The following is a 24131-nucleotide window of genomic DNA, read 5'->3' as shown; positions in this document are numbered from 1 at the left end:
TCCCGGTGGCCGAGCAGCGCAGGGGCGGCCTCGGACGCGGGCTGGCGGCCCTGATCCCGACGGGCCCGGAAGCTCTCGAGCTCGGTGTGCCCAGGCCGTGGGACCGTCCGGCCCAACCTGCGTCTCCTCCGTCGCCCGAGCCGGTGGCCACCCCCGGCGCGGTCTACCGGGAGATCGACCTCTCGGCCGTCCATCCCAACGCTCGGCAGCCGCGCACCACGTTCGACGATGAAGCACTCGCGGAGCTGGAGCACTCGATCCGCGAGTTCGGGCTGCTGCAGCCGATCGTCGTACGGGAGTCCTCCCCCGGCCGCTACGAGCTCGTCATGGGCGAGCGGCGGTGGCGCGCGGCGCAGCGGGCCGGTCTGCAGCGGCTGCCCGCGATCGTCCGGCAGACCACCGACGACGCCATGCTGCGCGACGCGCTGCTGGAGAACATTCACCGCGTCCAGCTCAACCCGCTCGACGAGGCCGCCGCCTACGAGCAGCTGCTCGTCGAGTTCGGCGTCACGCACACGGAGCTGGCCGACCGTCTCGGCCGCAGCCGGCCCGTCGTCACGAACACGATCCGGCTGCTGAAGCTGCCGGTCTCGGTGCAGCGCCGGGTGGCCGCCGGGGTGCTCTCGGCCGGACACGCCCGCGCACTGCTGGGCATCGAGGATCCGGCCCGGCAGGAGGAGCTCGCCGCGCGCATCGTCGCCGAGGGCATGTCCGTGCGGGCCACCGAGGAGGCCGTGGTGCTGCTGCGGCGTGAGGCCCCCGCCAAGGAGAAGCCGGCGCGGCGCAAGCCCATCCAGGCCCCGGGCCTCCAGGAGCTCGCCGCGTCGCTGTCGGATGCGTTCGACACGCGGGTGAAGGTCGAGCTCGGGCAGCGCAAGGGGCGGATCGTCGTCGAGTTCGGGTCGGTCGAGGACCTCGAGCGCATCGCCGACCTGATGCGCCGCTCCCCCGAGGGTCCGGCCGGCGACGCCTGACCGGTTCCGTTCGGGGTTCCGGGCGCAGCATCGTCGGTCGACCACTCGACGGCGACGAGACCGTCGCTCGAAGGACTCGGCCGAGTGAAGCTCGCCCGGGCCTCGGCAAACTACCTCGCGCGTGCTGTTCGAGCGGCAGGTGGATCCACGAGCGTCGAACCGGCAGGAGACCACGAGCGGTCTGATCGGTCCCTGCGGGACGTCCGGCCTGCACGGTCTGTGCCTCGAGGGCGTCGGGTTGCCACCGGTAGGTCGTCCACCGGACGGGCAACCTCTCATCCCGGTCGAGCGGCAGTGCCCGGGCGAACGACGAGAGTACGGGCGGGAGCACTGTGCGGACCAACCCTGCAGCACGGTGGTCGGACCGAGGTCGGCGGACGACTCGGCGTTGAATCCGTACCTCGGGTGGAGCCGACGTGTGTCCTCGACCATGTGGGAGACAGCTCCACGCCGGACACTCCCACACCTCGATCGGCCGGTGGGCCCGTGGGGTCTCGCATCTGACGGAGTGCTGGCGCAGTTCGCCGGTCGGTTCCATCGCCGCAGCAACTACGGCTGTTGTGGCCATCCTGTCCACATGGTCGTCGGGGGTCCGGTCGTAGTAGTCCCGAACCAGATCGAGATCGACAGGTGGCGGAGTCCGGACACGCTCTCCGGAAGGGGAATGCCCGGCCGATCGACAGGTGCGTCCGCACGATGTCGGCGACCGGCACCCGTGTTTCACGTGAAACGCCGGGGATGGATGTCACGAGCCGGGCGGCGGTCCCGTTGTCGAGGTGGCGGACGGTCATCAGGCGTAGGGGCATCTCAGGGGTGGGTCGGAGGTGTTTCTTCTCCCCCACCCGTCCGTATGCCGGAGTCACTGTCCTGCTGTCATAAGTGGCCGGCCCACGAGGAGTGAGTGAGTCGATTCCGGTGTTGGGCAGTCCAGGACCGGGCGGGTTCGGTTCGTCTGTCTTCGCCCTCGCGTGCGGACGACGCGGTGGCGGTCCCCTGCTGTTTCACGTCAAACAGCACCGCCGCGCGATGCGGTCGTCGCAGCGGGGAGCGGTACGAGAGGACCATTCGGTGAGGCCCGACGAGGCGTGAATGCTCGATCGGCCGCCGGTTACTCCGGAGCGGGGTCGGGCCGCACCCCGGCCGGGAGCGTGCCCGTCTCGTGCGACCCCCTCATCGCTCGGGCACGCAGCGCTCACTGTTTCACGTGAAACACCGCCGCGATCAGGCCCGTGCGACCGCCTGCTCGACGAGTGCGGCGTACAGGGTGCCCAGATCCAGACCGGACGTGCGGGCGGCGATCGGCAGCAGGGAGGTGTCGGTGAGGCCCGGCGAGACGTTCACCTCGAGGATCTGCACGCGCCCGTCCGCGTCCACGACCGCGTCCATGCGGGACACGTCGCGCAGGCCCAGCAGGTGGTGGGCGGCAAGGGCCGCCTCCTCCAGATCCGCGAGCACCGTGGCGTCGAGCCGCGCCGGGCAGTGGAACGTGGCCGCGCCGGGCGTGTAGCGGGCGGTGTAGTCGTAGAAGCCACCCACCGCGTCGACCTCGACGGCGGGCAGGGCGTGTGCGTCCCCTCCGTCCTCGACGACGGACACCGCGACCTCGGTGCCGACGACGAACCGCTCCGCGAGCACGGTGTCGCCGTAGGCCAGGCAGCTGACCATCGCCGCGGGGAGGTCGGACCGCTCGCGCACCACCTGGGCACCCAGCGCGGAGCCGCCCTGGTCCGGCTTGAGCATCAGGGGCAGGCCGAGGCGGTCGACCATCGCGTCGAGCACCGCCTGCGCGCCCAGTGCGCGGAACGTGGTGTGCGGCAGCGCGACCCAGTCCGGCGTGCCGAGGCCGGCGCGGGACAGCTCGGCCTTGGCCGTCGGCTTGTCCCAGGCGCGGCGGCACGCGGGGGCCGACGTGCCGACGAACGGGACGCCGAGCAGCTCCAGTACGGCCTGCACCGAGCCGTTCTCGCCCTCGCCCCCGTGCAGTGCGATGGCGACGGCGTCGGGTGGGTCGGTGCGCAGCCGTTCGATCAGCGACGCGTCCATGTCCCACTCCCGGACGTCGAGGCCGGCGTCGCGCAGGGCGGCCGCCAGCCGTCGTCCGGATCGCAGGGACACCTCACGCTCGTGGGACAGTCCCCCGGCCAGCACGGCCACCGTTCGTTCGTTCACCGTGGCATTCTCCGCCACAGCCGATCACGGGGTGTGCGGCGAGGGGGCCTGCGGGCCGTTGCGCTGCGGCGTGGGGCCCAGGGCGGGGCGGCTCGTGGTGCCGAACGTGTGCATCACGTCGAGCTCGGCCTCCAGTACGGCGGCCAGCCTCCGCACGCCCTCGGTGATGCGCTCCGGTGTCGGGTAGCAGTAGGACAGCCGCAGTTGGCGGCTGCCGAAACCGTCGGCGTAGAAGCCGGTGCCCGACGCGTACGCGACGCGCGCGGTGACGGCGCGGGGCAGCATCGCCTTGGTGTCGACGCCCTCGGGCACGGTGAGCCAGACGTAGAAGCCGCCGTCGGGCACGTTCCACGTGCACCCCTCGGGAAGGTAGGTCTCGAGGGCGCGCAGCATGGCGTCGCGGCGATCGCGGTAGGCCTCGGTGAACGTCTTGATCTGGCTGTGCCAGTCGTGGGCGGCGAGGTAGCGCGACACGAGCATCTGGTTGAAGCTCGGCGGGCAGAGGGTGGCGGACTCGGCGGCGAGCACCAGCCGATCGCGCACGGCGGGCGGCACGAGGGCCCAGCCCACGCGCAGCCCCGACGCGAACGTCTTGGAGAACGACCCGAGGTACACGACGTCGCGGTCCATCGAGCGCAGCGCCGGGTAGACGGTGCCGCTGAAGCCCAGGAGGCCGTACGGGTTGTCCTCGACCACGGCGACCCCGTAGCCGGCGCAGATCTCGAGAACCTCGGCCCGCCGCTCCACGGCGAGCGTGACGCCGGCGGGGTTGTGGAAGTTCGGGATCGTGTAGAGGAACTTCGGCGTGATCCCCTGTAGCGCCAGTGTGTGCAGAGCCTGACGCAGCAGTTCCGGCACGAGGCCGTGCTCGTCCATCGCGACGTGGACGACGCGGGCCTGGTACGCGGCGAAGCTGCCCAGCGCGCCGACGTAGGACGGCCCCTCGGCGAGCACGACGTCGCCCGGGTCGCAGTAGATGCGGGTGACGAGGTCGAGCGCCATCTGGGAGCCGACGGTGACGACCACGTCGTCGGGATCGGCCTTGATGCCCTCGAGCGCCATGACCTCGCAGATCTGCTCACGCAGTGCGGGGACGCCCTGGGCGGAGCCGTACTGCAGCGCGATCTGCCCCTCGCGGGACACCAGATCGGCCACCTCGACGGCGAGGGACTCCAGCGGCAGCGCGGCCAGGTTGGGCATGCCGCCCGCGAGCGACACGACCTCCGGCCGGCTGGCCACCGCGAACAGCGCCCGGATCTCCGAGGCGGTCATCCCCGCCGTGCGGGCCGCGAACCGCTCCGTTGCCGCGACCGCGGCGGGCGCGGTGGGGACGACGGGCTGCTGCGGCTCGGACACGGCGCTCTCCTGGCGGTCGACGGGCGGTGATCACGGACCGTTCGGACGAGCCGAACGGTCACTCGATCCGATCGAGTGTAACCGGGATGGACGAACCCCCTGCCCTTCGTCGTCGATGAGGTGCCGGTCGCAGCAGGTGGGGTGGGAATCGGAGCTGGATCGATCTATGGTCTGGGGGTCGGCGCAGGGGCGCCCACTCCTTAAACGGCTGCCGGAGGTTGCACTTGTCCTGGCACGTGGCGCCGCTCACTCTGGACAATCTTGATGATCTGCCCAAACGGTGCAGACGGTGCGTCTTCTGGGAGCTCTCCGAGCATCTCGGTAAGCAGGCCCTCGACTTCGGCTCCACCGAGCTGGAGAAGGAGGCCTGGGTCTCCGAGGTCCTGCTCGAGTGGGGCTCGTGCGGCCGCGTCGCGCACATGGACGGCGTGCCCGCCGGCTACGTCATGTACGCGCCGCCCTCGGCCTCGCCGCGCGCCGCGGAGATGCCCACGGGCCCGGTGAGCGCTGACGCCGTCCTCCTCACCACCATGCAGGTGATGCCGGAGTTCTCCGGCGAAGGGTTGGGGCGCATGCTCGCCCAGGCGGTCGTCAAGGACCTCACCCGACGCGGGGTCAAGGCCATCGAGGTGTTCGGCGACCAGCGCCCCACCGAGCCGGGCTGTCTCGTGCCGGCCGACTTCCTGCGCGGTGTCGGGTTCAAGACCATCCGCCCCCACCCGCGTTGGCCGCGGCTGCGCATGGAACTGCGCTCCGGGCTGACGTGGAAGGAGGACGTGGAGGCGGCGCTCGAGCAGCTGCTCGGCACGATCACCATTCCGATGCAGGCCACCGCGCCGGTCGAGCAGCAGGTGCCGAGCCGGGCGTTGTCGTCGTCCTGCGGGCGTCTCAGGGCGCTCTGAGACGCCCGCTGCAGGCCTCGCAGCGCGCTGGCGTCAGATGGCCTGCGCGCCGCCCCGCTCGAGCTCTCGGGCGAGTACATCGCCGAAAGTGAACGTTCCGGTCGGTTGGTCGTCCTGGCCGAGCAGATAGAGCCGCTTGACGGCCACGAGGATGCCCTCGGCCACGACGTCACGGAACTCGCTGCTCATCATCCGGGTGCGGTCGCCGATGTGGCTGAGGTAGCCCACCTCGATGCGGACGGTGGGCATCCTGGTCAGCCGGAGCAGCTCCCACGTACGGGCCTGGCTCCAGCAGTCGACCATCGCCGTGCGGGTGAGCAGCTCACGCTGGATCAGCCCGGCGAGCGCCTCCCCTACCGTGGACGTCGAGCCGGTGCCGTTGCCGAAGTGGAACGTGGCGAGGCCCTGTGCGTGCACGCTGTGGTTGGCGTCGGTGTGCAGGGAGAGCACGAGGTCGGCGCCGGCGGTGTTGGCGAACGCGGCGCGTTCGGGGTCGGTGGGGCAGGTGTTCTCCTGCCGCGACAGCATCGCGTCCATCCCGGTGGCCGTCATCCGGCCGACGAGCCGGCGGGCGAGGTCCCACATCAGGTCGGCCTCGGCCACTCCCGCGGCCACCACACCGCGGTCCATGCCGCCGTGGCCGGGGTCGACGACGATCCGCTTGCCGCGCAGCCGGGGGCCGGCCTGGCGCAGCAGCTCCTGCTCGCGCATGAGGTGCGGGCGGCCGCCGGTGACCTTGCGGCCCAGCTGCTTGAGCGAGCGGAGCGTGGCGGGCCCGCACAGCCCGTCGGACACGAGGCCGTACTCGCGCTGGAAGCGCCGCAGCGCGCGTTCGGTCTGCTCGTCGAAGACGCCGCCCGGGCGACCCGGGTTGTACCCGAGCTCCGAGAGGCGCTCCTGCAGCATCGCGACGTCGTCACCGGTCATCGGCGCGGAGATCATCAGTGCGAGCATGCGGTCGCCGAGCGTCCACCCGGCGTCGCGGAGCGCGCGGTAGGTGGACGGGCCGACGACCCCGTCGGTGATGAGACCCCGCTGTTGCTGGAATGACCGGACCGCGTGTTCGACGTGGGCGTCGAACACCTCGTCGTCGGGCGTGCCCGCGGCGGCGGCCAGCAGGCCGAACGTCGCCAGCATGGCCCGGACCTCGACGACCGCCGGACCGCTGTCACCTCGGCGCAGCAGCTGCATGCACCCCTCGCTCGTGTCTCGCTCGAGTCATGTCGCCGCTCGCGTTGGGGACGGGCGGACCTGGCACCGGATCGTGCCGGCAGGCCGCCATTGTGCCCTGCCGTTCCCCGACCGGGGGACAGCGGGCCGTGTCCGGGCGTGTCCGCGTCGTGATATCACCGTGCCCCGCCCCCGGATCCGGGAGCAGGGCACAGGTGGGGTCAACGGGCCGTGATCAGCCGATGTAGTCGGCCAGATCGGACAGCAGCGCGGCCTTCGGCTTGGCGCCGACGATCTGCTTGACCGGCTTGCCGTCCTGGAAGACGATCATGGTGGGGATCGACATGACCTGGAAGTTGCGGGCCGTCTCCGGGTTGGCGTCGATGTCGAGCTTCGCGACGGTCAGCTTCTCCTTGTGCTCGCCCGCGATCTCGTCGAGGACGGGGGCGACCATCTTGCACGGGCCGCACCAGGTGGCCCAGAAGTCGACCACGACGGTCTTGCCGCTCTTGAGGACGTCGGCGTCGAAGGTGGCGTCGGTGACGTCCACGGTGTTGTTGCCCATGGTGGATCTCCCTTTCGTGGAAGTTCTGAGGTGGTTCAGGCGGTGACGGGTTCGGCGGTCTGCTCGGCGCCGGAGCCGTAGCCACCGCCGGCGAGCTCGGCGTCCACCGGGCCCTCGGCGAGCCAGCGCTCGGCGTCGATCGCGGCGGAGCAGCCCGACCCGGCCGCGGTGATGGCCTGGCGGTAGGTGTGGTCCACGAGGTCGCCGCAGGCGAAGACCCCGTCGATACCGGTGTGGGTGGAGGGCGACTGGACCCTGACGTAGCCGGCGTCGTCCAGCTCCACCTGGCCCTTCACGAGCCCGCTGCGGGGATCGTGGCCGATGGCGACGAACATGGCCGTGACGTCGAGGGTGCGCTCCTCGCCGGTCTTCGTGTCACGGAGCCGCAAACCCGTGACGCTGCCCTCGCCGAGCACCTCGGTGACGTCGGCGTTGGTGACCCAGCGGATCTTCGGGTCGTTCTGCGCGCGCTCCAGCATGATCCGGGAGGCCCGGAACTCGTCGCGACGGTGGACGATCGTGACCGTCTGCGCGAACTTCGTGAGGAAGGTGGCCTCCTCCATCGCGGAATCGCCCCCGCCGATCACGGCGATGTCGTGCTCCCGGAAGAAGAACCCGTCACACGTGGCGCAGGAGCTGACGCCACGGCCGAGCAGCGTCTGCTCCCCGGGGACGTTCAGGTACCGCGCGGCGGCTCCCATCGCGAGGATGACGGCCCGGGCGCGGTAGGTGACGCCGTTGGCCAGCACCGTCTTGACGGGGCCCTCGAGCGACACCTCCTCGACGTCCTCCGCCCGCAGCTCGGCGCCGAACCGGGTGGCCTGCCCGCGCATCTGCTCCATGAGCTCGGGGCCCATGATGCCGTCGGTGAAGCCGGGGTAGTTCTCCACCTCCGTGGTGGTCATCAGGGCACCACCGAACTGGGTGCCCTCGAACACCAGCGGCTTCAGCTGGGCCCGGGCCGCGTACACGGCGGCCGTGTAGCCCGCCGGTCCGGACCCGATGATGATCAGCTCACGCACCTCGTCGGTGGTCACCGATACCCCGTCCTCTCGATCGCGTTCCATGCTGCTCAACACGATCTCAGGGACCGACATTCCGCCTGTCACCGGGCGTGACCTGCCTGGTGACGTGGCTCACGGGCCGACGACGGTGTCGGCCAGCAGGGAGTCGCAGCCGGGGGTCACGACGACGACGCGGAAGGTAGCGAGCCGACCGGTGATCAGCAGCAGGAGGATCCCCGGACGCCCCTCGAACACCACCGACCGGCCGCCGGCCAGTGGCGCGTCGGGGGCGAGGCCGGGCGCGGCGACGGCACGCAGGCACGCCTCGCGACGGACGGGATCGGTGAGCGGCCCCGCCTCCTGGACGCCGACGGCGGCCCGGGCGACACCGCCGAGCTGGGCGGCCGTGACCGACGGTGGATCGCGGCGCACCCCCACCACCCCCGCCACGACGAGCACGACGACCAGCACCAGCCCGGCGAGGACGGCGGGGCGCGGCATCCGCCCCGGACGGCTCGGGTCGCCCGGCCGGGCACCGCGACCGGGGCGTGGCAGGCCGGCCCCGGGCCGACCCGCTGGACGCACGGGTGGCCCGGGGTGCACCGGGCCGGGCGTGGGGTTGCGGCCCTCGGCTCCGGCCGGGCTCGCGGTACCCGGTCCGGGGCGCGACGGGTCGACGTCCAGGCCCGCGGTGGGCCTCCGACCGTCGGTGCCGGCCGGGCCTCCGGCGTCGGGCCCGGCTGCCCGCGGGGCCGGGGCGGACGCCACAGATCGCGCGTCGGGTGGCTGCGAACAGGGTGGCCGGGCGGGTTGGCCCGATCGTCCGGCCTCGCCCGCCCGGTCCGGCCCGGACCGTGGAACGCCCGGCCGCGCGGCCTCGGCCAGGACCGCGTTCCAGCGGCCCGCGAACTCCGGCGGCACCGGCTCCCGCCGAACGGCGGCGAGCTCGACCCGGGTGGTGGCGAGCGCGTGCAGGACGCTGCGGGCCTGGGGACCGGTGAGCACCGAGGGGTCGACGGGCAGGCCCGCGTCGTGGTCGGCGAGCAGTTCGGTGAGCACGTCGGGGAGCGGATCGGGTCGGTCGTTCATCGGACCTCCTCCCTCAGGTGCCCCAGCAGCACCGCGAGCCGGGCGCGGCCCCGCGCACAGCGGCTCTTCACGGTGCCCACCGGTGCCTCCGTGGCCTCGGCCACCTCGCTGAGCGCCCAACCTTCCATGTCGACCAGCACCACCGCCAGCCGTTGCTCGGGCGGCAGCAGGGCCAGCGCGTCGGTGACCTCCATCCGGGTGGCCAGCCGCGTGGCCGGGTCGGCGCCGCGGTCCGGCAGCTCCCAGGGCGGCAGCGGCACCGTGGGCCGGACGCGTTCGTGGCGCATGCGGTCGATGCAGGTGTTGACGACGATGCGGTTGAGCCAGGTGCGCACCGACGCCTCACCGCGGAAGGAACCGGCCCCGCGCAGGGCGGCCAGCAGGGCCTCCTGCACGGCGTCCGCGGCGTCGTCGCGGTGCCCGAGGGTGCGCACCGCCACCCCCCACATCCGGTCGGTGTGCCGGCCGACGAGCCGCCCGAACGCCTCCGCGTCGCCGGCCCGGTGGGCGGCGAGCAGCTCGGCGTCGGTCGGCTGGCCCACGGGCGGACCGTAGGTCGCGGCCCCCGCTCCCCGTGGGCGTTTGCGGAAACTCCGCTGAGCTCAGCCGCCGGCGCGGCGGAACTGCAGCTCGTTGATCTGGGTGAGGAAGCCGCCGTCGCCCGGCGCGAGCTTGCTGATCCACAGCAGCACGTGCGTGACCGGCTGGCTCCCCGCCAGCGACACCGGCGTGGTGCCGTTCTGCAGCGTGATCTCGGTGATCTGCGTGGTGTCGTTGAACGCGGCGTCGGGGGTGGCCGCGGAGCGCACCTGCACGACCGACCCGGCGCTGGGCGAGGTGATGGTCAGCGACGACAGCTGCACGGCCGAGGCGAACGAGACCATGATCCCGACGCCGGGCTTGAGCGCGGGGAACTGCTGTTTGTACTGGTAGGTGCGCCAGTTGGAGTCGGGGTTGCCATCGATGACGCGGGAGACGCGCCCGGAGTTGTCGCTGTCGCCGCTCTTGTCGTAGACGTCGACGTTGGCCACCGCCGCGACGTCGCCGGCACCGGCGGCGCTGCTCTGCACGGGCGGGTTGGCAGCCGAGAGGGGATCGCTGCCGACCACGATCACGGGGGCGCCCCCGTCGGAGAACATCGACGCGACCTGCACGCCCACGTAGCCCAGCACGACCAGCACGGCCGCGGCCAGCGCGGCGAGACCGATCATGAGCTTCCGGCGGCGGCGGGGGTCGGTGCGGTGCACGACGCGGTGCCCGTCCTGCCACACGTCCCCGGGCGACGACGGCACGCCGTCGTGTGCAGGTGGGAACAGTGCGACGCGGTCGTCCTCCGCCACCACCTCGGTGAGCAGCCGGTGCACGGCCGCCGCGGTGTGGACGTGGCCGGCCGCGCCGACCGGGCTCAGCGTGCCCAGCGCGAGCGCGTCGAGCTCGACGGGCACCCCGGGACGCTGCGAGGACGGGGCGACCGGGACGCCGTCGGCGGCGCGGTCGGCCGCGGCGAGCCCGGCGCGCGCGGCGTCGGCCCCCGACAGCGGCCAGCGCGAGGTCAGCAGCGTGTAGAGGACCGCACCGAGCCCTCGGACGTCGTCGGTGGGGGTGATGTCGGGCCGGGGCAGCGCGAAGCACAGCTGCGCGCGCCCGTCGGGGGTGATGCGGACGCGCTGCGGGTGGTCGCAGCCCAGCACCAGGCCGTGGCGGTGGGCCGCCTCGGCCGCGGCGGCCAGCGGGGCCACCGCGCGGGCGGCGGCCAGCGGCTTGAGCAGCCCGTCGGCCACGGTCTCGGCGAGGCTGCGGCCGGGAACCCACTCCGTGACGGCCGCGCCCAGGACGTCGTCGGGCATGCCGGAGGCGCCCGGGGCCAGCACGTCGAGCAGCCGGGCGCACCCGCCGTGCTCGAAGCTGCCCGAGCGCAGTGCGCGGACGACCATCTCGCCGGCGCGTGCGGTGCCCGTGGGGTCGTCGTCACCGCCGATGGCGCCCGCCTCGGGGGCGAGCCTGCGCAGGAGGGTGAGGGCGACGTCGCGCTGCAGGACGGTGTCCTCCGCGCGCCAGAACTCGGCGCCCGCGGCGGTGTCGGAGCCCACGCGGGTGCGGAGGCGGTAGCGCCCGACAAGGATGGATCCGGCCGTGGTGGGCGGCGGTGGACCCGGGCGCGGGGACGGCCTCGACGCGGTGACGCGCACGGTGGCGGCGTCCTCGGGACCGGGCTGCTCGGGCACGGCGGGATCCTCGAGGCCGGCCCCGGCCGGCTTCGTGGACCGCTGCGCCGCCCCCGACGGCGCGCTCGCCAGCTCGCTCACCGTTCCCCGACCTCCCCCACGACGTGCCGACTTCCGGCCCCCGCCGGGCACAACCCTACGTCAGCGGGAGGTGCCACGCCTGGGATCGACCCGGTCGACGAGCCGTTCGAGTCTGTGGATCAGCGGATCGAGCTCGCGGACCCGGACCAGTCGTAGCCCCACCATGCATAGCGGTAGAGCGACCACCAGCGTTACCGCCAACGTGGCCCAGGCCCGCCCCAGTGGTGACAGTCCGTCGAGCAGGCCGGTGAGAAGCGTCACGATCCCGTAGGCCGCGAACACCGCGACGAGGGACGCGACGAGCGTCCGGCCCACCGTGGAGAGCACCTCGCCGGTCGGCACGCGACCGAGCCGGCGGCGCAGCAGCACCTGACCCAGGACGGCCCCGGCCACGAAGGACACGCTGTTGGCGGCGGCGAGCCCCAGCACGACGTCGGCCGGGGCCAGCAGCACCGGGCACAGCAGCAGCAACGGGATCTTCACGACGACCGTGAACAGCTGGATCACCGTCGGCGTGCGGCTGTCGGTGAGCGTGTAGAACACCCGCAGCTGCAGCATCGTGATGGCGTAGGGCAGCAGCCCGAACGCCGAGAAGGCCAGCGCGGTGCCCAGCTGGGCGGCCCCGTCGAGGTTGCTCGCCCGCAGGCCGAACAGCGCGACGCCGACGGGCGTGCCGAACACCGTGAGCAGCACCGAGATCGGCACGAGGAACACCGCGGACAGGCGGCTGCCCAGGGAGAGGTCGGCCACCACGTCGGCCGTGCGGCCCTCGGCGGCGGCGCGGCTCATCCGCGGCATCAACGCCGTGAGCAGCGAGACACCGAGCACGCCGTACGGCACTTGCAGCAGCAGCCAGGTGTTCGAGTAGATGGCGAACGAGCCCGCCTGCGACGACGTGGCGACGCGGCTGGTGATGATGTAACCGGCCTGCCCGATCAGCACGTACGCGACCACCCAGGCCACCAGGCCGCCGGCCTTCGTCAGGCGGGGGTCCCAGCCCCACAGGGGGCGGTAGCGGAAGCCCGCCCGTCGTACGGCGGGCAGCAGCACGAGGGCCTGCGCCGCGATGCCGAGCGTGGTGCCCAGGCCCAGGACCAGCAGCTTCGGGTCGCCCATCCGCACCGGGTCGAGGCTGATGTCCCCCGGCATCAGCGCGTAGACGCCGAGCACCACCAGCACCACGACGTTGTTGAGCACCGGCGCCCACGCGAACGCCCCGAACCCGCCGCGGCTGTTGAGCACGGCGCCCAGCAGTGCGCCCAGGCCGTAGAAGAAGATCTGCGGCAGCAGCAGGTAGGCCAGAGCCGTGGCCAGCCGTGGATCGGCGGTGCTGGAGGTCTGGCTGCCCAGGTAGACCTGGGTGAGCAGCGGCGCGGCGAGCATCGCGACGACCGTGGCCACGAGCAGGGCGACGACGGTGAGCGTGAGCAGCCGCCGCGTGTAGGCCTCGCCACCGTCGGGGTCCTCGGTCTGGGCCCGCACCAGCAGCGGGATCATGACGCTGGTCAGCACGCCGCCGAGCAGCAGCTCGTAGACGATGTTGGGCAGCGTGTTCGAGATCGTGTACGAGTCGTTGAGGATCGCGAAGCCGAGCACCCCGACCACCGCGAGCTGCCGCACGAAGCCCGTCAGGCGGCTGGCCAGGCTCGCGACGGCCACCAGGCTGGTGGAGCGGCCCAGCGACTCCTGCCTCACGACCGGGATCACCTCGGTCGGGGCGTCCGGCACCGGCCCGGTCACGGGCGTGGGCTCGGTGCGTGCGGTGGCTCCGGTCGGCGCGGGGGGCGGGCCGGGAAGCGGTCCGTGGCCGACAGGTCCTCCGGGGCGGGGACAAGCGGCACCGGGCCGTCCGGGGCCGGGCCGCGGTCGGCCACGGGGACCGGGGTCCCCGTCCGGGGCCGTGGTCCGTGCTCCGGATGCACGGGCCGCGGGATCGGGGGCCGGGCCGGGAGCAGGCGGTCCGGGGCCGGGCCGGACGGGCTGGTGAGCACCGGGGGCACCGGGGGCACCGGGGTCGTGGGCGGCGGCGCGGGGTCCGTCCGGGCGTCCGGGGCCGCGCGGGAGCCCGACCCGCCCCGGATCCGACGAACGATCCGGCGGGCCACCAGCACCACGAGCAGCACTCCCGCGCCCACCGTCAGCCACACCGTGATGGTGCCGTAGACGGTGGAGCGGACGTTCAGGCGGCTCGCCGGGCCGAGCACGCTGCCGTTCGGGGTGAGGACCGTGGCCTCCACCGTGAAGTTGCCCGACCGGGTGACCTGAGCGTTCACCGACACCTGCCGGCGGCCCAGCGGCGGGATCTGTACCGGCGCGATCGGCGCCACCCGCAGACCCGAGGTGCTCGCGATCTGGATCCGCACCTGCACGGTGACGGGCAGGCCGTTCACCACCGTCAACGGGAGCGGCGCGTCCGAGGTGCCGAGCGAGTACGGGCTCGGCGGCTCCAGTACCCGGACGGTGGAGCGGATGTCACGGATCCGCCCGGCCCCGGCCGCGGCCGCCGCCGTCGCGGCGGCGGGATCGTGCCGCAGGCTGGCCGACGCCGGACGGACGAGGCCGCGCTGCAGCGGGGTGAACACCTCGTCGACGCCGACCCCGACCCCGGAGCCCGCCACCACGGCGGAGCGCAGGTCGGTCAGGTCGACGGCGGTGGACCGGATCGAGGCGACGACGGAGCCCGCGATCTCCTGCGCCCCGGACGCCAGCGGGTACACCGCGGGGCGGGCGGGCGTGCCCGGGGCGGGGCCCGCGGACAGGACGGCCGCCGGGGCGTCGGGGATGAGCTCGTCCGCCCCGATGAGCTGGTCGGCGGCCTGCAGCAGCGCGCGGGCCCCGTCGCCGTCCGCGGCCCAGTGGTGCGGCGGAGCGAGCACGAGCGGACCGGTGGCCCCGCGGTCCGCCCCCGCCTGGGCCCGGAACGCCAGGGTGCCGATCGCGTCCTGCGTGGACAGGGGGCTGACGGTGCCGGCCGGCGAGCTGGTGACGGCGGCCCCACCCGGTCCGGGATCGGAGAGCCTCGACCGTGCGGCCCCGCCGGCGGCCTCCGCCAGCAGCGGATCGGTCAGCACCGCGAACTGCGACGTGCCCGCGACCGGCACGACCCCGGTACCGGGGCGGCTGCGGCCGGCGTCGATCCCGTCCGCGGACAGCAGCAGGGCCTTGCCGCCGGCGCCGCCGATCGTGGCCAGCGTCGGCTCGTCGACGACACCGCCCGCCGGCCAGGTCACGTCACCGGTCACCGGCGTGCCCAGGACCGCGGCCACCACCTGGCGGCCGTCCTTGATCGCGGCCGCAGCGAGGCCGGACTCCCCGCCGCGGGTCAGCGCCACGAGGTCGGCGTCGGCGTAGGGCAGGGCGATCAGGCAGCCGCCCCGGGTGGCCGCGGTGAGCTGCGCGAGCCACTGACCGGCCACTCCCCCGCCGTTGCCGGGCACGATCGCCCCGTCGGTGCCCCTCACGTCGTAGCCGTTCTGCATGGCCTGTGCCGTCTCCAGCAGGTCCGGGTCCACGGCGACGCAGGTGGCGGTGCGCACCCGCGACCCGACCGGGGCCTGCTGGGCCAGCGCGGCGACGAGCCCGCCGAGCCGCCCATCCGGGGCGAACGACGCGGCGAGGCTGTCGTCGGTGAGCAGGGCCCGGCCGCCCGGGAGGGTGGGGAGCCGGTGCGGGGTGTCGGCGATCGGGTAGATCATCGAGAACGGCACAGGGCTCGGGGCGTCCGGGCCGGCCCCGGAAGCACCGGGCCCGGGACCGTCGGGCAGCGACAGCACCGGCAGCAGCAGGCGCACGGCCGCCAGGCGGGCCCGGTCGGCGTCGCGTGGTGCCCCGTTGACGTTCACCAGCAGCTCGTGCACGCCGGCGCTGTTCAGCGCGAGGCTGGTCGTGGCGGCCCCGCGCAGCGGCACCGTCAGCGACACGGGCACCTGCTGACCCGGCGCGAGCTCGTCGGCGACCGGGGTGAACTGGGGGGTGACGGCGTCGGTGCCCGCGTTGCCGTCGAGCGCGTCGCGCACCTGGCCCTCGGTGGCGAGCGGGTCGCTGCGCTGGATCCGCACCACGACCTGGTCGAACGGCACGGTGCCGGTGTTGGTCAGGGTGCCCGTGACGGTGAGGACACCCGGCCCGGACGCGGTGACCACCCGCGGTGACATGGTGGTGAGGTCCAGCCGGAGCGGTGCGGTGGCGGGGGCCGCCGGTGCGGCGGAGGCGGACCCGGGCGCGAACGTCAGCGCCGCCATCACGACGAGCGTGAGGACGGCGACGGGAATCGCGACCAGGGTCGCGATCCGTGTCACGCCGTCTCCTCCAGCAGTTCGGTGGCCCGGCGGATCAACCGCCGTTCGTCGGCGTAGGCCAGCCGCGACTCGAGCTCGGCCAGCGGGACCCATGCCACCTCCGAGACCTCGACGTCCTCGTCGGACAGTTCGCCGCCGAGGGCCCGCAGGAGGAAGTGGTGCACGGTCTTGTGCACGCGGCGGTCCTCGGCCACGAACCAGAAGTCGATGGTGCCCAGGGGTGCGACCACGCGTCCGATGATGCCGGTCTCCTCCTCGACCTCGCGCACCGCCGCCTGTTCCGCGGTCTCGCCCTCCTCGATGTGTCCCTTGGGCAGCGACCACAGCAGCCGTCCGCGGCGGTCGAGCCGGCCGATGACGGCCGCCGTACCGGCGGCGTGGTCCACCACCAGCCCGCCCGCCGACGTCTCGTCGACGGTGCGCAGGCGCCGTCGGCGGTCGAGGGGACGCCCCGCGCGGCGCCCGCCCGAGCGGCCGCGGGAGGTGGACATGGACCGATGGTAACGAGGAGTGGCCGTTCGGCGCCGGGCCGCGCCGAGCGCGCCGTGCTGTGAACTGGGTCGGGCTGGCAGGACACCTCCGTCTAGACTGGTTCGTCGTGTCCGCCGCAGTAGCCTCCACAGTCCCTACCGATCTTGTGCGCGCCCAGGAGGCTGCGGTGCTCGACATGTTGCGGGTACCCGAGGTCGCCGACGACCTCGCGGCGCGCTTCACCGCGGCGGGGCACACGCTCTACCTGGTGGGAGGCAGCGTCCGCGACGCCCTGCTCGGCCGCGACGTCAGCGATCTGGACTTCACCACCGACGCCCGCCCCGAGGCGGTGCTCGCCCTGCTCGAGGGCTGGGCCGAGGCCGTCTGGGACACCGGGATCGCGTTCGGCACCGTGGGTGCTCGCCGCCACGGTGAGACCGTCGAGATCACCACGTTCCGCGCCGACGCCTACGACCGCGTCACGCGCAACCCGATCGTGGCGTTCGGGCACACCATCGACGACGACCTCGTGCGCCGCGACTTCACCGTCAACGCGATGGCCGTGCAGCTGACCGGCTCCGAGCGGCGCTTCGTCGACCCCCGCGGCGGGCTCGCCGCACTGGCCGCGGGCGTCCTCGACACCCCGGCGGCCCCCGAGGCGTCCTTCGCCGACGACCCGCTGCGGATGATGCGCGCCGCCCGGTTCGTCTCGCAGCTGGGGCTGACGCCCACCCCGCGCGTCGTCGAGGCGATGACGGCGATGGCGGGCGAGCTGTCGCGGATCACCCGCGAGCGCGTGCAGACCGAGCTGTCCAAGCTGATCCTCGGCCGGTACCCCCGGCGGGGCATCGAGCAGATGGTCGACACCGGACTCGCCGAGCTCGTGCTGCCCGAGGTGCCCGCGATGCGTCTCGCCGTCGACGAGCACATGCAGCACAAGGACGTCTACGTGCACTCGCTCGTCGTGATGGAGCAGGCGATCGACCGCGAGACCGACGGCCCCGACCTGGTGCTGCGCCTCGCCGCCCTCCTGCACGACATCGGCAAGCCCGCCACCCGTCGCAAGGAGGCGGACGGCAAGGTCAGCTTCCACCACCACGAGGTGGTGGGCGCGAAGATGACGCGCAAGCGGCTGCGCGAGCTGCGCTACTCCAAGGCGGTCATCGACGAGGTGTCGCAGCTGGTCTTCCTGCACCTGCGCTTCCACGGCTACGGCAACGGGGAGTGGACCGACTCCGCCGTGCGTCGCTACGTCACCGACGCGGGGCCGCTGCTGGAGCGGCTGCACAAGCTCGTGCGCTCGGACTCCACCACGCGCAACAAGCGTCGTGCCGCCGCCCTGCAGCGCAGCTACGACGGCCTGGAGGCGCGGATCGCGGCCCTGCGCGAGCAGGAGGAGCTGGACTCGATCCGCCCCGACCTCGACGGCAACGCGATCATGGAGCTGCTGGGCATGAAGCCGGGACCGCTGGTGGGCAAGGCCTACAAGCACCTGCTGGCGGTAAGGATGGAGAAGGGCCCGCTGACCCGCGAGGAGGCCGAAGCGGAGCTCCGGGCGTGGGCGGCGGAGAACCTCTGAAGGTTCAGGAAAGCCACGTTCAGGACGCCACACGACAGCAAAGTGGCTTTCCTGAACCTCACGAGACCAGCCGGCGCCGGCGGAGTTGCTGGTCGTGCACCACGAAGCCCCCTACGTAGAGGGCTGCCGCCGCCCCCAGCAGCCCCGGGGCTCTCCCGTCGGGTGGGCTGAGGAAGGCCGCCGCGCCCACGGCGATCACGTAGCCCACGTTGAACACCACGTCGTAGAGGGCGAAGACGCGGCCCAGCACCTCGTCGTCGGCCTCGCTCTGCACGGCGGCGTCCGTGCAGAGCTTGACGACCTGGCCGGTCAGGCCGAGCACGAACGCGGCCACCATCACGGCCCACAGGCTCAGCAGGACAGCCAGCACGATCTGCGTGGCCGCGGCCACGACGAGCGCCACCCGCACCGTCCGCGGCCGGCCCCAGCGCCGCACCAGCCAGGGCGTCACGAGCGCGGCCAGCCCGAGCCCGGCCGCCGCCACCACCACGGCCTCGCCGATCCCGGGCAGCCCGGCGCGCAGGAATCCGGAGTCGGTGAACGCGTAGCGGAACAGCAGCAGCGTCAGCAGCGTCGTGATCCCGAACGCGAGCCGGTGTGCTCCCAGCGCGGCGAACGACGCGCTGATCGACGGCGTGGCGGCCGTGGCGCGGGCGCCGTCGGCGAAGCCGTGCAGGACGGCCGAGACGGTGCGGGCGGGGCCTGCGGTGCGGTCGGGTCCGAGGCTGCCGCGCCGGAAGCCGGCGGCGACGGCCGAGGCGCCGACCGCACCGACCGCGGCGAACAGCACCGTCTCGGCCGACCCTGCGTCACCGCTGCCGAACAGCGCCCGCAACCCGATCGCCGACGCCGCCCCCAGCGCGGAGACCGCGGCCCCCGCCGTCACCGCGAGCACGTTGGCCTCGACCAGGTTCTCCCGCTTCACGACGTGCGGCAGGGAGACCGACAGCCCCGACAGCAGGAACCGGTTGACCCCCGCCGCCGCCAGCGCCCCCACGTAGAGCGGCGCGCCGGCGAGCCCGGAGTGGACGCTGGCGGCCACCACCACGATCAGCGTGGCCCGCAGCAGGCCCGCGAGCACCAGGACGCGACGACGGTCCCAGCGGTCCAGCAGGGCGCCCGCGAACGGTCCGATCACCGAGTACGGCAGCAGCAGCACCGCCAGCCCCGCAGCGACGGCGAGGGGGTCGGCCTGGCGTTCCGGGTTGAACAGCACGGCCCCGCCGAGTGCGGCCTGGAACAGCCCGTCGCCCCACTGCGTCGAGAACCGGGCCGCCAGCAACCGTCCGTAGCCGGGGGTGCGCACCATGCGGGCGAACCCGAGACGCTCGGTGGGGTCGGGTTCGCCCGAAGTCGGCACGCGGCGAGGCTACGCGGGGCTCCGCACCCGACGGCACGGGTGCAACGATGGGGGCGTGGTGGACGACCGCTCCGGGGCACGATCCGGTGACGCGTCCGGGGTCACCCCCGGAAGCCTTCTCGTGGCAGCACCGGGGCTCAACGATCCCCATTTCCGGCGCACCGTCGTCTTCGTCATCGAGCACCGCAGCGGCGGCAGCCTCGGGGTGATCCTCAACCGGCCGAGCGAGGTCGCCGTGCGCGACGTCCTGCCCTCGTGGGCGCCGCTGGCGTCGCTGCCGCACGCCGTGTTCGTCGGGGGGCCGGTGGAGAGCGAGACGGCGCTGTGCCTCGCCGCCGTGCGCACCGGCCACGACCCCGCCACGCTCGGTGGGCTCATCACGGTGCGCGGGCCGGTGGCGCTGGTGGACCTCGACACCGACCCGGAGCCGCTCGCCCCCCGCCTGCGCGGGCTGCGCGTGTTCGCCGGGTACTCGGGCTGGGACGCCGGCCAGCTCGCCGGCGAGATCGGTCGCGGGGACTGGATCGTCGTGCCCGCCCTGCCCGACGACGTCCTCACCGGCCAGGAGGGCAACCTGTGGGGCCGGGTGCTGCGGCGGCAGGGCATGCCGCTGTCGCTGCTGGCCACCTACCCGTCCGACGTGCGGCACAACTGACTTCTCGTCGAGCCGCCGCGAACTCCGGGTCGCGGTTCGTGCCGGCCGGGACGAGGATGGGACCCGTGCCACGACCTCGCCCTGACCAGCCCGGACCCGGGCAGGAGTCCGTCTGGGACTACCCCCGCCCGCCCCGCGCCGAGCGTCTCTCCAAGCGAGCGGTGCTCCGCTACGGCGGGGTGGTGGTGGCGGACACCGACGACCTCGTCCGCGTGCTCGAGACCAGCCACCCGCCCACCTACTACCTCCCGCGCAGCGCCTTCGGTGACTTCCTCACCCCGGTGGACAAGACCACGTTCTGCGAGTGGAAGGGCGTGGCCCGCTACGTCGACGTGGTGGTGCCCGGCGCGGCGCCGCTGCGCGAGGTGGGCTGGTGGTACCCGGAGCCCGACCGCCGCTATCCCGAGGTCACCGACCGGGTCGCCGTCTACGCGGGCCCGTTCGACGAGATCACCCTCGACGGGGAGGTGATGGAACCCCAGCCCGGCGGCTTCTACGGCGGCTGGGTGACGAAGGACGTGGTGGGCCCGTTCAAGGGCGGCCCGGGCTCCTGGGGCTGGTAGCTGCTTCTCGTCCAGTCGACGAAAAATGCCCCGGCCATGATCGACGGTTCGAGACGGGAAACCGTGTGCTCGGCGGCCCCCCGCCCCGGTTCGGTGATCATGCTGTCCGTGATCGACGTCTGGGGACCCGCCACCGCGTTCGGCGCGGCACCCCGTCCCGAGCCGGTGATCAGCCCTGCTCGGCCGCCGCCGGCGCATCCGCCTGCTCGGTGGCGGGCGGACGGCAGCCGGCCACCAGGTCGCAGCCGGCGCAGGTGCCCGCGCAGGCCGCGGAGAACGGGGACGGGGGCACCACCGCGGCGGCGGCGCGGTCGCCCACCAGCCCGCCGACGCCGGCGAGCACGACGGTGCCCACCAGGCTCACGCCGAGCACCACCCAGCCCAGCACGCCGTCGGCCCCGCTCAACAGCACCGCCCCGCCGACCACCGCGATCGCGCCGGCGGCCCCGACCGGCGCCGCCGCTGCGGCGTTGCCCACGCCGAAGGCGGGCTCGGACGCGAGGGTGGCGGGCGTGCGGACGCCGATCCAGCGGTTGCGGCGCAGCCGCGAACGGGCGCCGAGCACCGCCACGACGACGAACACGACGCCGACGAGCACGAGCAGCACGGCGAGGACCAGGCGCAGGGTCGGTGGCACGGCTCCAGGGTAGGCGAACCCGATCGCGGGCTCCCGGCCAGCGGCGTTACCCTGGGATCGTGGCTCGCGACCTTCTTGCGTAGCCGCGCCGGTCGAACCACACCGGCGCGGCGACCCCTCATGCCCAGCGGCAGGGGGGTCTTTTCGTTTGTCGGGCCGATACCTCGCAGGAGTAGGACATGAGCACGGACACCACGGCACCAGCAGCCACCCCCGACGGCGACGCGCTGCCCTTCCGCTACGGCGCCGGCCTGGCCGCGCAGATCGAGCGCAGCTGGCAGGACCGCTGGGAGGACGAGGGCACGTTCCACACGCCCAACCCGTCCGGCCCGTGGGCCGATCCGCAGGCCCTGGGCGGCGACAAGGTCTACCTGATGGACATGTTCCCGTACCCGTCCGGGTCGGGGCTGCACGTCGGGCACCCGCTGGGCTTCATCGGCACCGACGTGCTGGGCCGCTACCTGCGCATGAACGGTCGCACCGTGCTGCACGCGATGGGCTTCGACGCGTTCGGGCTGCCCGCCGAGCAGTACGCCGTGCAGACGGGCACGCACCCGCGCAAGACCACCGAGGACAACATCCAGCGCTACAAGGCGCAGCTGCGCCAGCTGGGGCTGGCCCACGACGAGCGCCGCAGCTTCGCCACCACCGACGTCGAGTTCTACCGCTGGACCCAGTGGATCTTCCTGCAGATCTACAACTCCTGGTACGATCCGCAGCTGCAGAAGGCCCGCCCCATCGCGGAGCTGGAGGCCGAGTACGCGGCCGGGAAGCGCGGCCCGTGGGCGGAGCTGAGCCGCGTCGAGCAGCGCCAGGTGATCGACGACCACCGCCTGGCCTACATCTCCGAGGCCGCCGTGAACTGGTGCCCGGGCCTGGGCACGGTGCTGGCCAACGAGGAGGTCACGGCCGACGGGCGAAGCGACCGGGGCAACTTCCCCGTGTTCCGCCGCAACCTGAAGCAGTGGATGATGCGGATCACCGCGTACTCCGATCGTCTGGTCGCCGACCTGGACCGCCTGGACTGGCCCGACTCGGTCAAGGCCATGCAGCGCAACTGGGTCGGCCGCTCCGAGGGTGCGCAGGTCCGCTTCGGGTGCGGCGACGCGGCGATCGAGGTGTTCACCACCCGTCCCGACACCCTGTTCGGCGCCACCTACATGGTCCTGGCGCCCGAGCACCCCCTGGTCGACGTGATCGCGCCCGCCGCGTGGCCCGCGGGCACCGACGAGCGCTGGACGAACGGCACCGCCACCCCCGCCGACGCCGTCACCGCCTACCGCGCCGCCGCCGCCCGGAAGTCCGAGCTGGACCGCCAGGAGAACAAGGACAAGACCGGCGTCTTCACCGGCGCGTACGCCACCAACCCGGTCAACGGTGAGCAGATCCCCGTCTTCGTCGCCGACTACGTCCTGATGGGCTACGGCACCGGCGCGATCATGGCCGTCCCCGGCCAGGACCAGCGCGACTGGGACTTCGCGACGGCGTTCGGCCTGCCGGTCATCCGCACCGTGCAGCCCACCGAGGGGTTCGACGGCGAGGCCTTCACCGGCGACGGCCCGGCGATCAACTCCGCCAACGCCGAGATCGACCTGAACGGGCTGGGCGTCGACGAGGCCAAGCGCACGATCACCGCCTGGCTGGTCGAGAAGGGCGACGGCGAGTCGGTCACCCAGTACAAGCTGCGCGACTGGCTGTTCTCCCGCCAGCGCTACTGGGGCGAGCCGTTCCCCGTCGTGTGGGACTCCGACGGCATGCCGGTGCCGCTGCCCGACGACCAGCTGCCCGTCGAGCTGCCCGAGATCGACGACTACGCCCCCACCGCCCACGACCCCGACGACGCCAACAGCGAGCCCGAGCCGCCGCTGTCGCGCAACGAGGACTGGGTGAACGTCGAGCTCGACCTGGGTGACGGCCCGAAGCACTACCGCCGCGAGACCAACACGATGCCGCAGTGGGCCGGCTCCTGCTGGTACTACCTGCGCTACCTGGATCCCGCCAACACCGAACGGTTCTGCGACCGCGAGGTGGAGGAGTACTGGCTGGGCAAGGACCCGTCGCGGGCGAACGACCCCGGCGGCGTCGACCTGTACGTCGGCGGCGTCGAGCACGCGGTGCTGCACCTGCTGTACTCCCGCTTCTGGCACAAGGTGCTCTACGACCTGGGCCACGTGAGCTCCGAGGAGCCGTTCCGCCGGCTGTTCAACCAGGGCTACATCCAGGCCTTCGCCTACACCGACTCGCGCGGCCAGTACGTACCGGCCGAGGAGGTCACCGGCGACGAGGCGAGTGGTTTCACGTGGAACAACGCCCCCGTCAGGCGTGAGTACGGGAAGATGGGCAAGTCGCTGAAGAACGTGGTGACGCCCGACGAGATGTGCGAGCGCTACGGCGCCGACACGTTCCGCCTGTACGAGATGTCGACGGGCCCGATGGACGTCTCACGTCCGTGGTCCACCCGTGACGTCGTCGGCTCGCAGCGGTTCCTGCAGCGGGTGTGGCGCAACCTGGTCGACGAGAGGACCGGCGAGGTCCGCGTGAGCGACGCGGAGCCCGAGGCCGACACGCTGCGCGCCCTGCACAAGGCCATCGCCGGGGTGCACGCCGACTTCGAGGCGCTGCACTACAACACGGCCGCGGCCAAGCTGATCGAGCTGAACAACCACCTGACCAAGGCCTACGCCGGCGCCGGCGTGCCGCGCTCGGTGGCCGAGCCGCTGGTGCTGATGATGGCGCCGCTGACCCCGCACATCGCCGAGGAGCTGTGGGCGAAGCTGGGCCACGACGGCTCGCTGGCGTACGGCCCGTTCCCGGTGGCCGACGAGCAGTACCTGGTGGCCGACACGGTCGAGTACCCGATCCAGGTCAACGGCAAGGTCCGCAGCCGCATCACCGTGGCGGCCGACGCGACCCAGGACGAGGTCAAGGCCGCGGCCCTGGCCGACGAGAAGGTGGCGGCGGCGCTGGACGGCAAGGAGCCGCGCAAGCTGATCGTGGTCCCCGGCCGCCTGGTGAACGTGGTCCTCTGACGTC

At 73.2% G+C, this 24131-nt stretch carries 19 protein-coding genes; 6 read left to right on the top strand and 13 right to left on the bottom strand.

All coding sequences use genetic code 11. The features are described from left to right. Positions 1-5 precede the first annotated feature (5 nt). Positions 6-974 carry a ParB/RepB/Spo0J family partition protein gene (locus BGP03_RS21975; RefSeq protein WP_296375238.1) on the top strand — a complete coding sequence of 323 codons (969 nt, stop codon included), beginning with the start codon at positions 6-8 and terminating at the stop codon, positions 972-974. Between the two features lie 1221 nt (positions 975-2195). On the opposite strand, the gene BGP03_RS21970 is transcribed toward BGP03_RS21975, so the two are convergent. Further along, positions 2196-3143 carry a D-alanine--D-alanine ligase gene (locus BGP03_RS21970; RefSeq protein ID WP_298796112.1) on the bottom strand — a complete coding sequence of 316 codons (948 nt, stop codon included), beginning with the start codon at positions 3141-3143 and terminating at the stop codon, positions 2196-2198. Between the two features lie 24 nt (positions 3144-3167). Continuing rightward, positions 3168-4499, bottom strand: a complete 1332-nt coding sequence (locus BGP03_RS21965; RefSeq protein WP_296377786.1) for a PLP-dependent aminotransferase family protein — start codon at positions 4497-4499, stop codon at positions 3168-3170. A 224-nt stretch (positions 4500-4723) separates the two neighbouring features. On the opposite strand from BGP03_RS21965, the gene BGP03_RS21960 reads away from it, so the two are divergent. Continuing rightward, positions 4724-5401 (top strand): GNAT family N-acetyltransferase, encoded by a 678-nt coding sequence (locus BGP03_RS21960; RefSeq protein WP_296377785.1) that lies wholly within the window; start codon positions 4724-4726, stop codon positions 5399-5401. Positions 5402-5434: 33 nt separating this feature from the next. On the opposite strand, the gene BGP03_RS21955 is transcribed toward BGP03_RS21960, so the two are convergent. From BGP03_RS21955 to BGP03_RS21915, 9 genes are all read right to left on the bottom strand, one after another. Next, positions 5435-6592 (bottom strand): N-acetylmuramoyl-L-alanine amidase, encoded by a 1158-nt coding sequence (locus BGP03_RS21955; RefSeq protein ID WP_296377784.1) that lies wholly within the window; start codon positions 6590-6592, stop codon positions 5435-5437. Positions 6593-6806: 214 nt separating this feature from the next. Beyond that, the gene (gene trxA / locus BGP03_RS21950) at positions 6807-7136 is read right to left on the bottom strand and encodes a thioredoxin (protein WP_296377783.1); all 330 of its coding nucleotides are present in this window, start codon (positions 7134-7136) and stop codon (positions 6807-6809) included. A 35-nt stretch (positions 7137-7171) separates the two neighbouring features. Next, positions 7172-8173: a thioredoxin-disulfide reductase gene (gene trxB / locus BGP03_RS21945; protein WP_296377782.1), complete on the bottom strand. Its 1002-nt coding sequence runs from the start codon at positions 8171-8173 to the stop codon at positions 7172-7174. A gap of 99 nt (positions 8174-8272) precedes the next feature. Next, a complete protein-coding gene (locus BGP03_RS21940) occupies positions 8273-9229 on the bottom strand; it encodes a hypothetical protein (protein WP_298796111.1) in 957 nt (318 codons plus the stop codon). Next, entirely contained in the window at positions 9226-9771 is a 546-nt protein-coding gene (gene sigM, locus BGP03_RS21935; protein ID WP_296377780.1) for an RNA polymerase sigma factor SigM, read from the bottom strand. The genes BGP03_RS21940 and sigM overlap by 4 nt, the downstream gene beginning before the upstream one ends. A gap of 60 nt (positions 9772-9831) precedes the next feature. After that, positions 9832-11535, bottom strand: coding sequence for a protein kinase family protein (locus BGP03_RS21930; RefSeq protein ID WP_298796110.1), 1704 nt, complete (start codon positions 11533-11535; stop codon positions 9832-9834). Between the two features lie 60 nt (positions 11536-11595). Further along, on the bottom strand, positions 11596-13275 hold the full coding sequence (gene murJ, locus BGP03_RS21925; RefSeq protein ID WP_296377778.1) for a murein biosynthesis integral membrane protein MurJ: 1680 nt from the start codon (positions 13273-13275) through the stop codon (positions 11596-11598). Continuing rightward, entirely contained in the window at positions 13272-15833 is a 2562-nt protein-coding gene (locus BGP03_RS21920; RefSeq protein ID WP_298796109.1) for a DUF6049 family protein, read from the bottom strand. The genes murJ and BGP03_RS21920 overlap by 4 nt, the downstream gene beginning before the upstream one ends. Beyond that, the gene (locus tag BGP03_RS21915; protein ID WP_296377776.1) at positions 15830-16324 is read right to left on the bottom strand and encodes an NUDIX hydrolase; all 495 of its coding nucleotides are present in this window, start codon (positions 16322-16324) and stop codon (positions 15830-15832) included. The genes BGP03_RS21920 and BGP03_RS21915 overlap by 4 nt, the downstream gene beginning before the upstream one ends. A gap of 107 nt (positions 16325-16431) precedes the next feature. On the opposite strand from BGP03_RS21915, the gene BGP03_RS21910 reads away from it, so the two are divergent. Then, positions 16432-17883, top strand: coding sequence for a CCA tRNA nucleotidyltransferase (locus tag BGP03_RS21910; protein WP_298796108.1), 1452 nt, complete (start codon positions 16432-16434; stop codon positions 17881-17883). A 58-nt stretch (positions 17884-17941) separates the two neighbouring features. On the opposite strand, the gene BGP03_RS21905 is transcribed toward BGP03_RS21910, so the two are convergent. Beyond that, a complete protein-coding gene (locus BGP03_RS21905; protein ID WP_296377774.1) occupies positions 17942-19243 on the bottom strand; it encodes an MFS transporter in 1302 nt (433 codons plus the stop codon). 58 nt (positions 19244-19301) lie between these two features. On the opposite strand from BGP03_RS21905, the gene BGP03_RS21900 reads away from it, so the two are divergent. After that, positions 19302-19898, top strand: a complete 597-nt coding sequence (locus BGP03_RS21900; protein WP_296377789.1) for a YqgE/AlgH family protein — start codon at positions 19302-19304, stop codon at positions 19896-19898. A 65-nt stretch (positions 19899-19963) separates the two neighbouring features. Beyond that, positions 19964-20461: a DUF427 domain-containing protein gene (locus tag BGP03_RS21895; protein WP_298796107.1), complete on the top strand. Its 498-nt coding sequence runs from the start codon at positions 19964-19966 to the stop codon at positions 20459-20461. Between the two features lie 169 nt (positions 20462-20630). Here the strand turns inward: BGP03_RS21895 and BGP03_RS21890 are convergent, their stop codons facing one another. Beyond that, positions 20631-21098 (bottom strand): SdpI family protein, encoded by a 468-nt coding sequence (locus tag BGP03_RS21890; RefSeq protein ID WP_296377772.1) that lies wholly within the window; start codon positions 21096-21098, stop codon positions 20631-20633. A gap of 179 nt (positions 21099-21277) precedes the next feature. On the opposite strand from BGP03_RS21890, the gene leuS reads away from it, so the two are divergent. Further along, a complete protein-coding gene (gene leuS / locus BGP03_RS21885; RefSeq protein WP_296377771.1) occupies positions 21278-24127 on the top strand; it encodes a leucine--tRNA ligase in 2850 nt (949 codons plus the stop codon). The last annotated feature ends 4 nt before the right edge of the window (positions 24128-24131 follow it).

Source organism: Pseudonocardia sp. 73-21 (genome assembly GCF_001899645.1).
GTDB lineage: Bacteria > Actinomycetota > Actinomycetes > Mycobacteriales > Pseudonocardiaceae > Pseudonocardia.
This window is presented reverse-complemented; position numbering and strand designations above follow the sequence as displayed.

Coding starts and splice junctions, on each gene's coding strand:
- BGP03_RS21940 (WP_298796111.1), bottom strand. CDS start 9,229: ATGAACGACCGACCCGATCCGCTCCCCGACGTGCTCACCGAACTGCTC.
- trxA (WP_296377783.1), bottom strand. CDS start 7,136: ATGGGCAACAACACCGTGGACGTCACCGACGCCACCTTCGACGCCGAC.
- leuS (WP_296377771.1), top strand. CDS start 21,278: ATGAGCACGGACACCACGGCACCAGCAGCCACCCCCGACGGCGACGCG.
- BGP03_RS21915 (WP_296377776.1), bottom strand. CDS start 16,324: ATGTCCACCTCCCGCGGCCGCTCGGGCGGGCGCCGCGCGGGGCGTCCC.
- BGP03_RS21955 (WP_296377784.1), bottom strand. CDS start 6,592: ATGCAGCTGCTGCGCCGAGGTGACAGCGGTCCGGCGGTCGTCGAGGTC.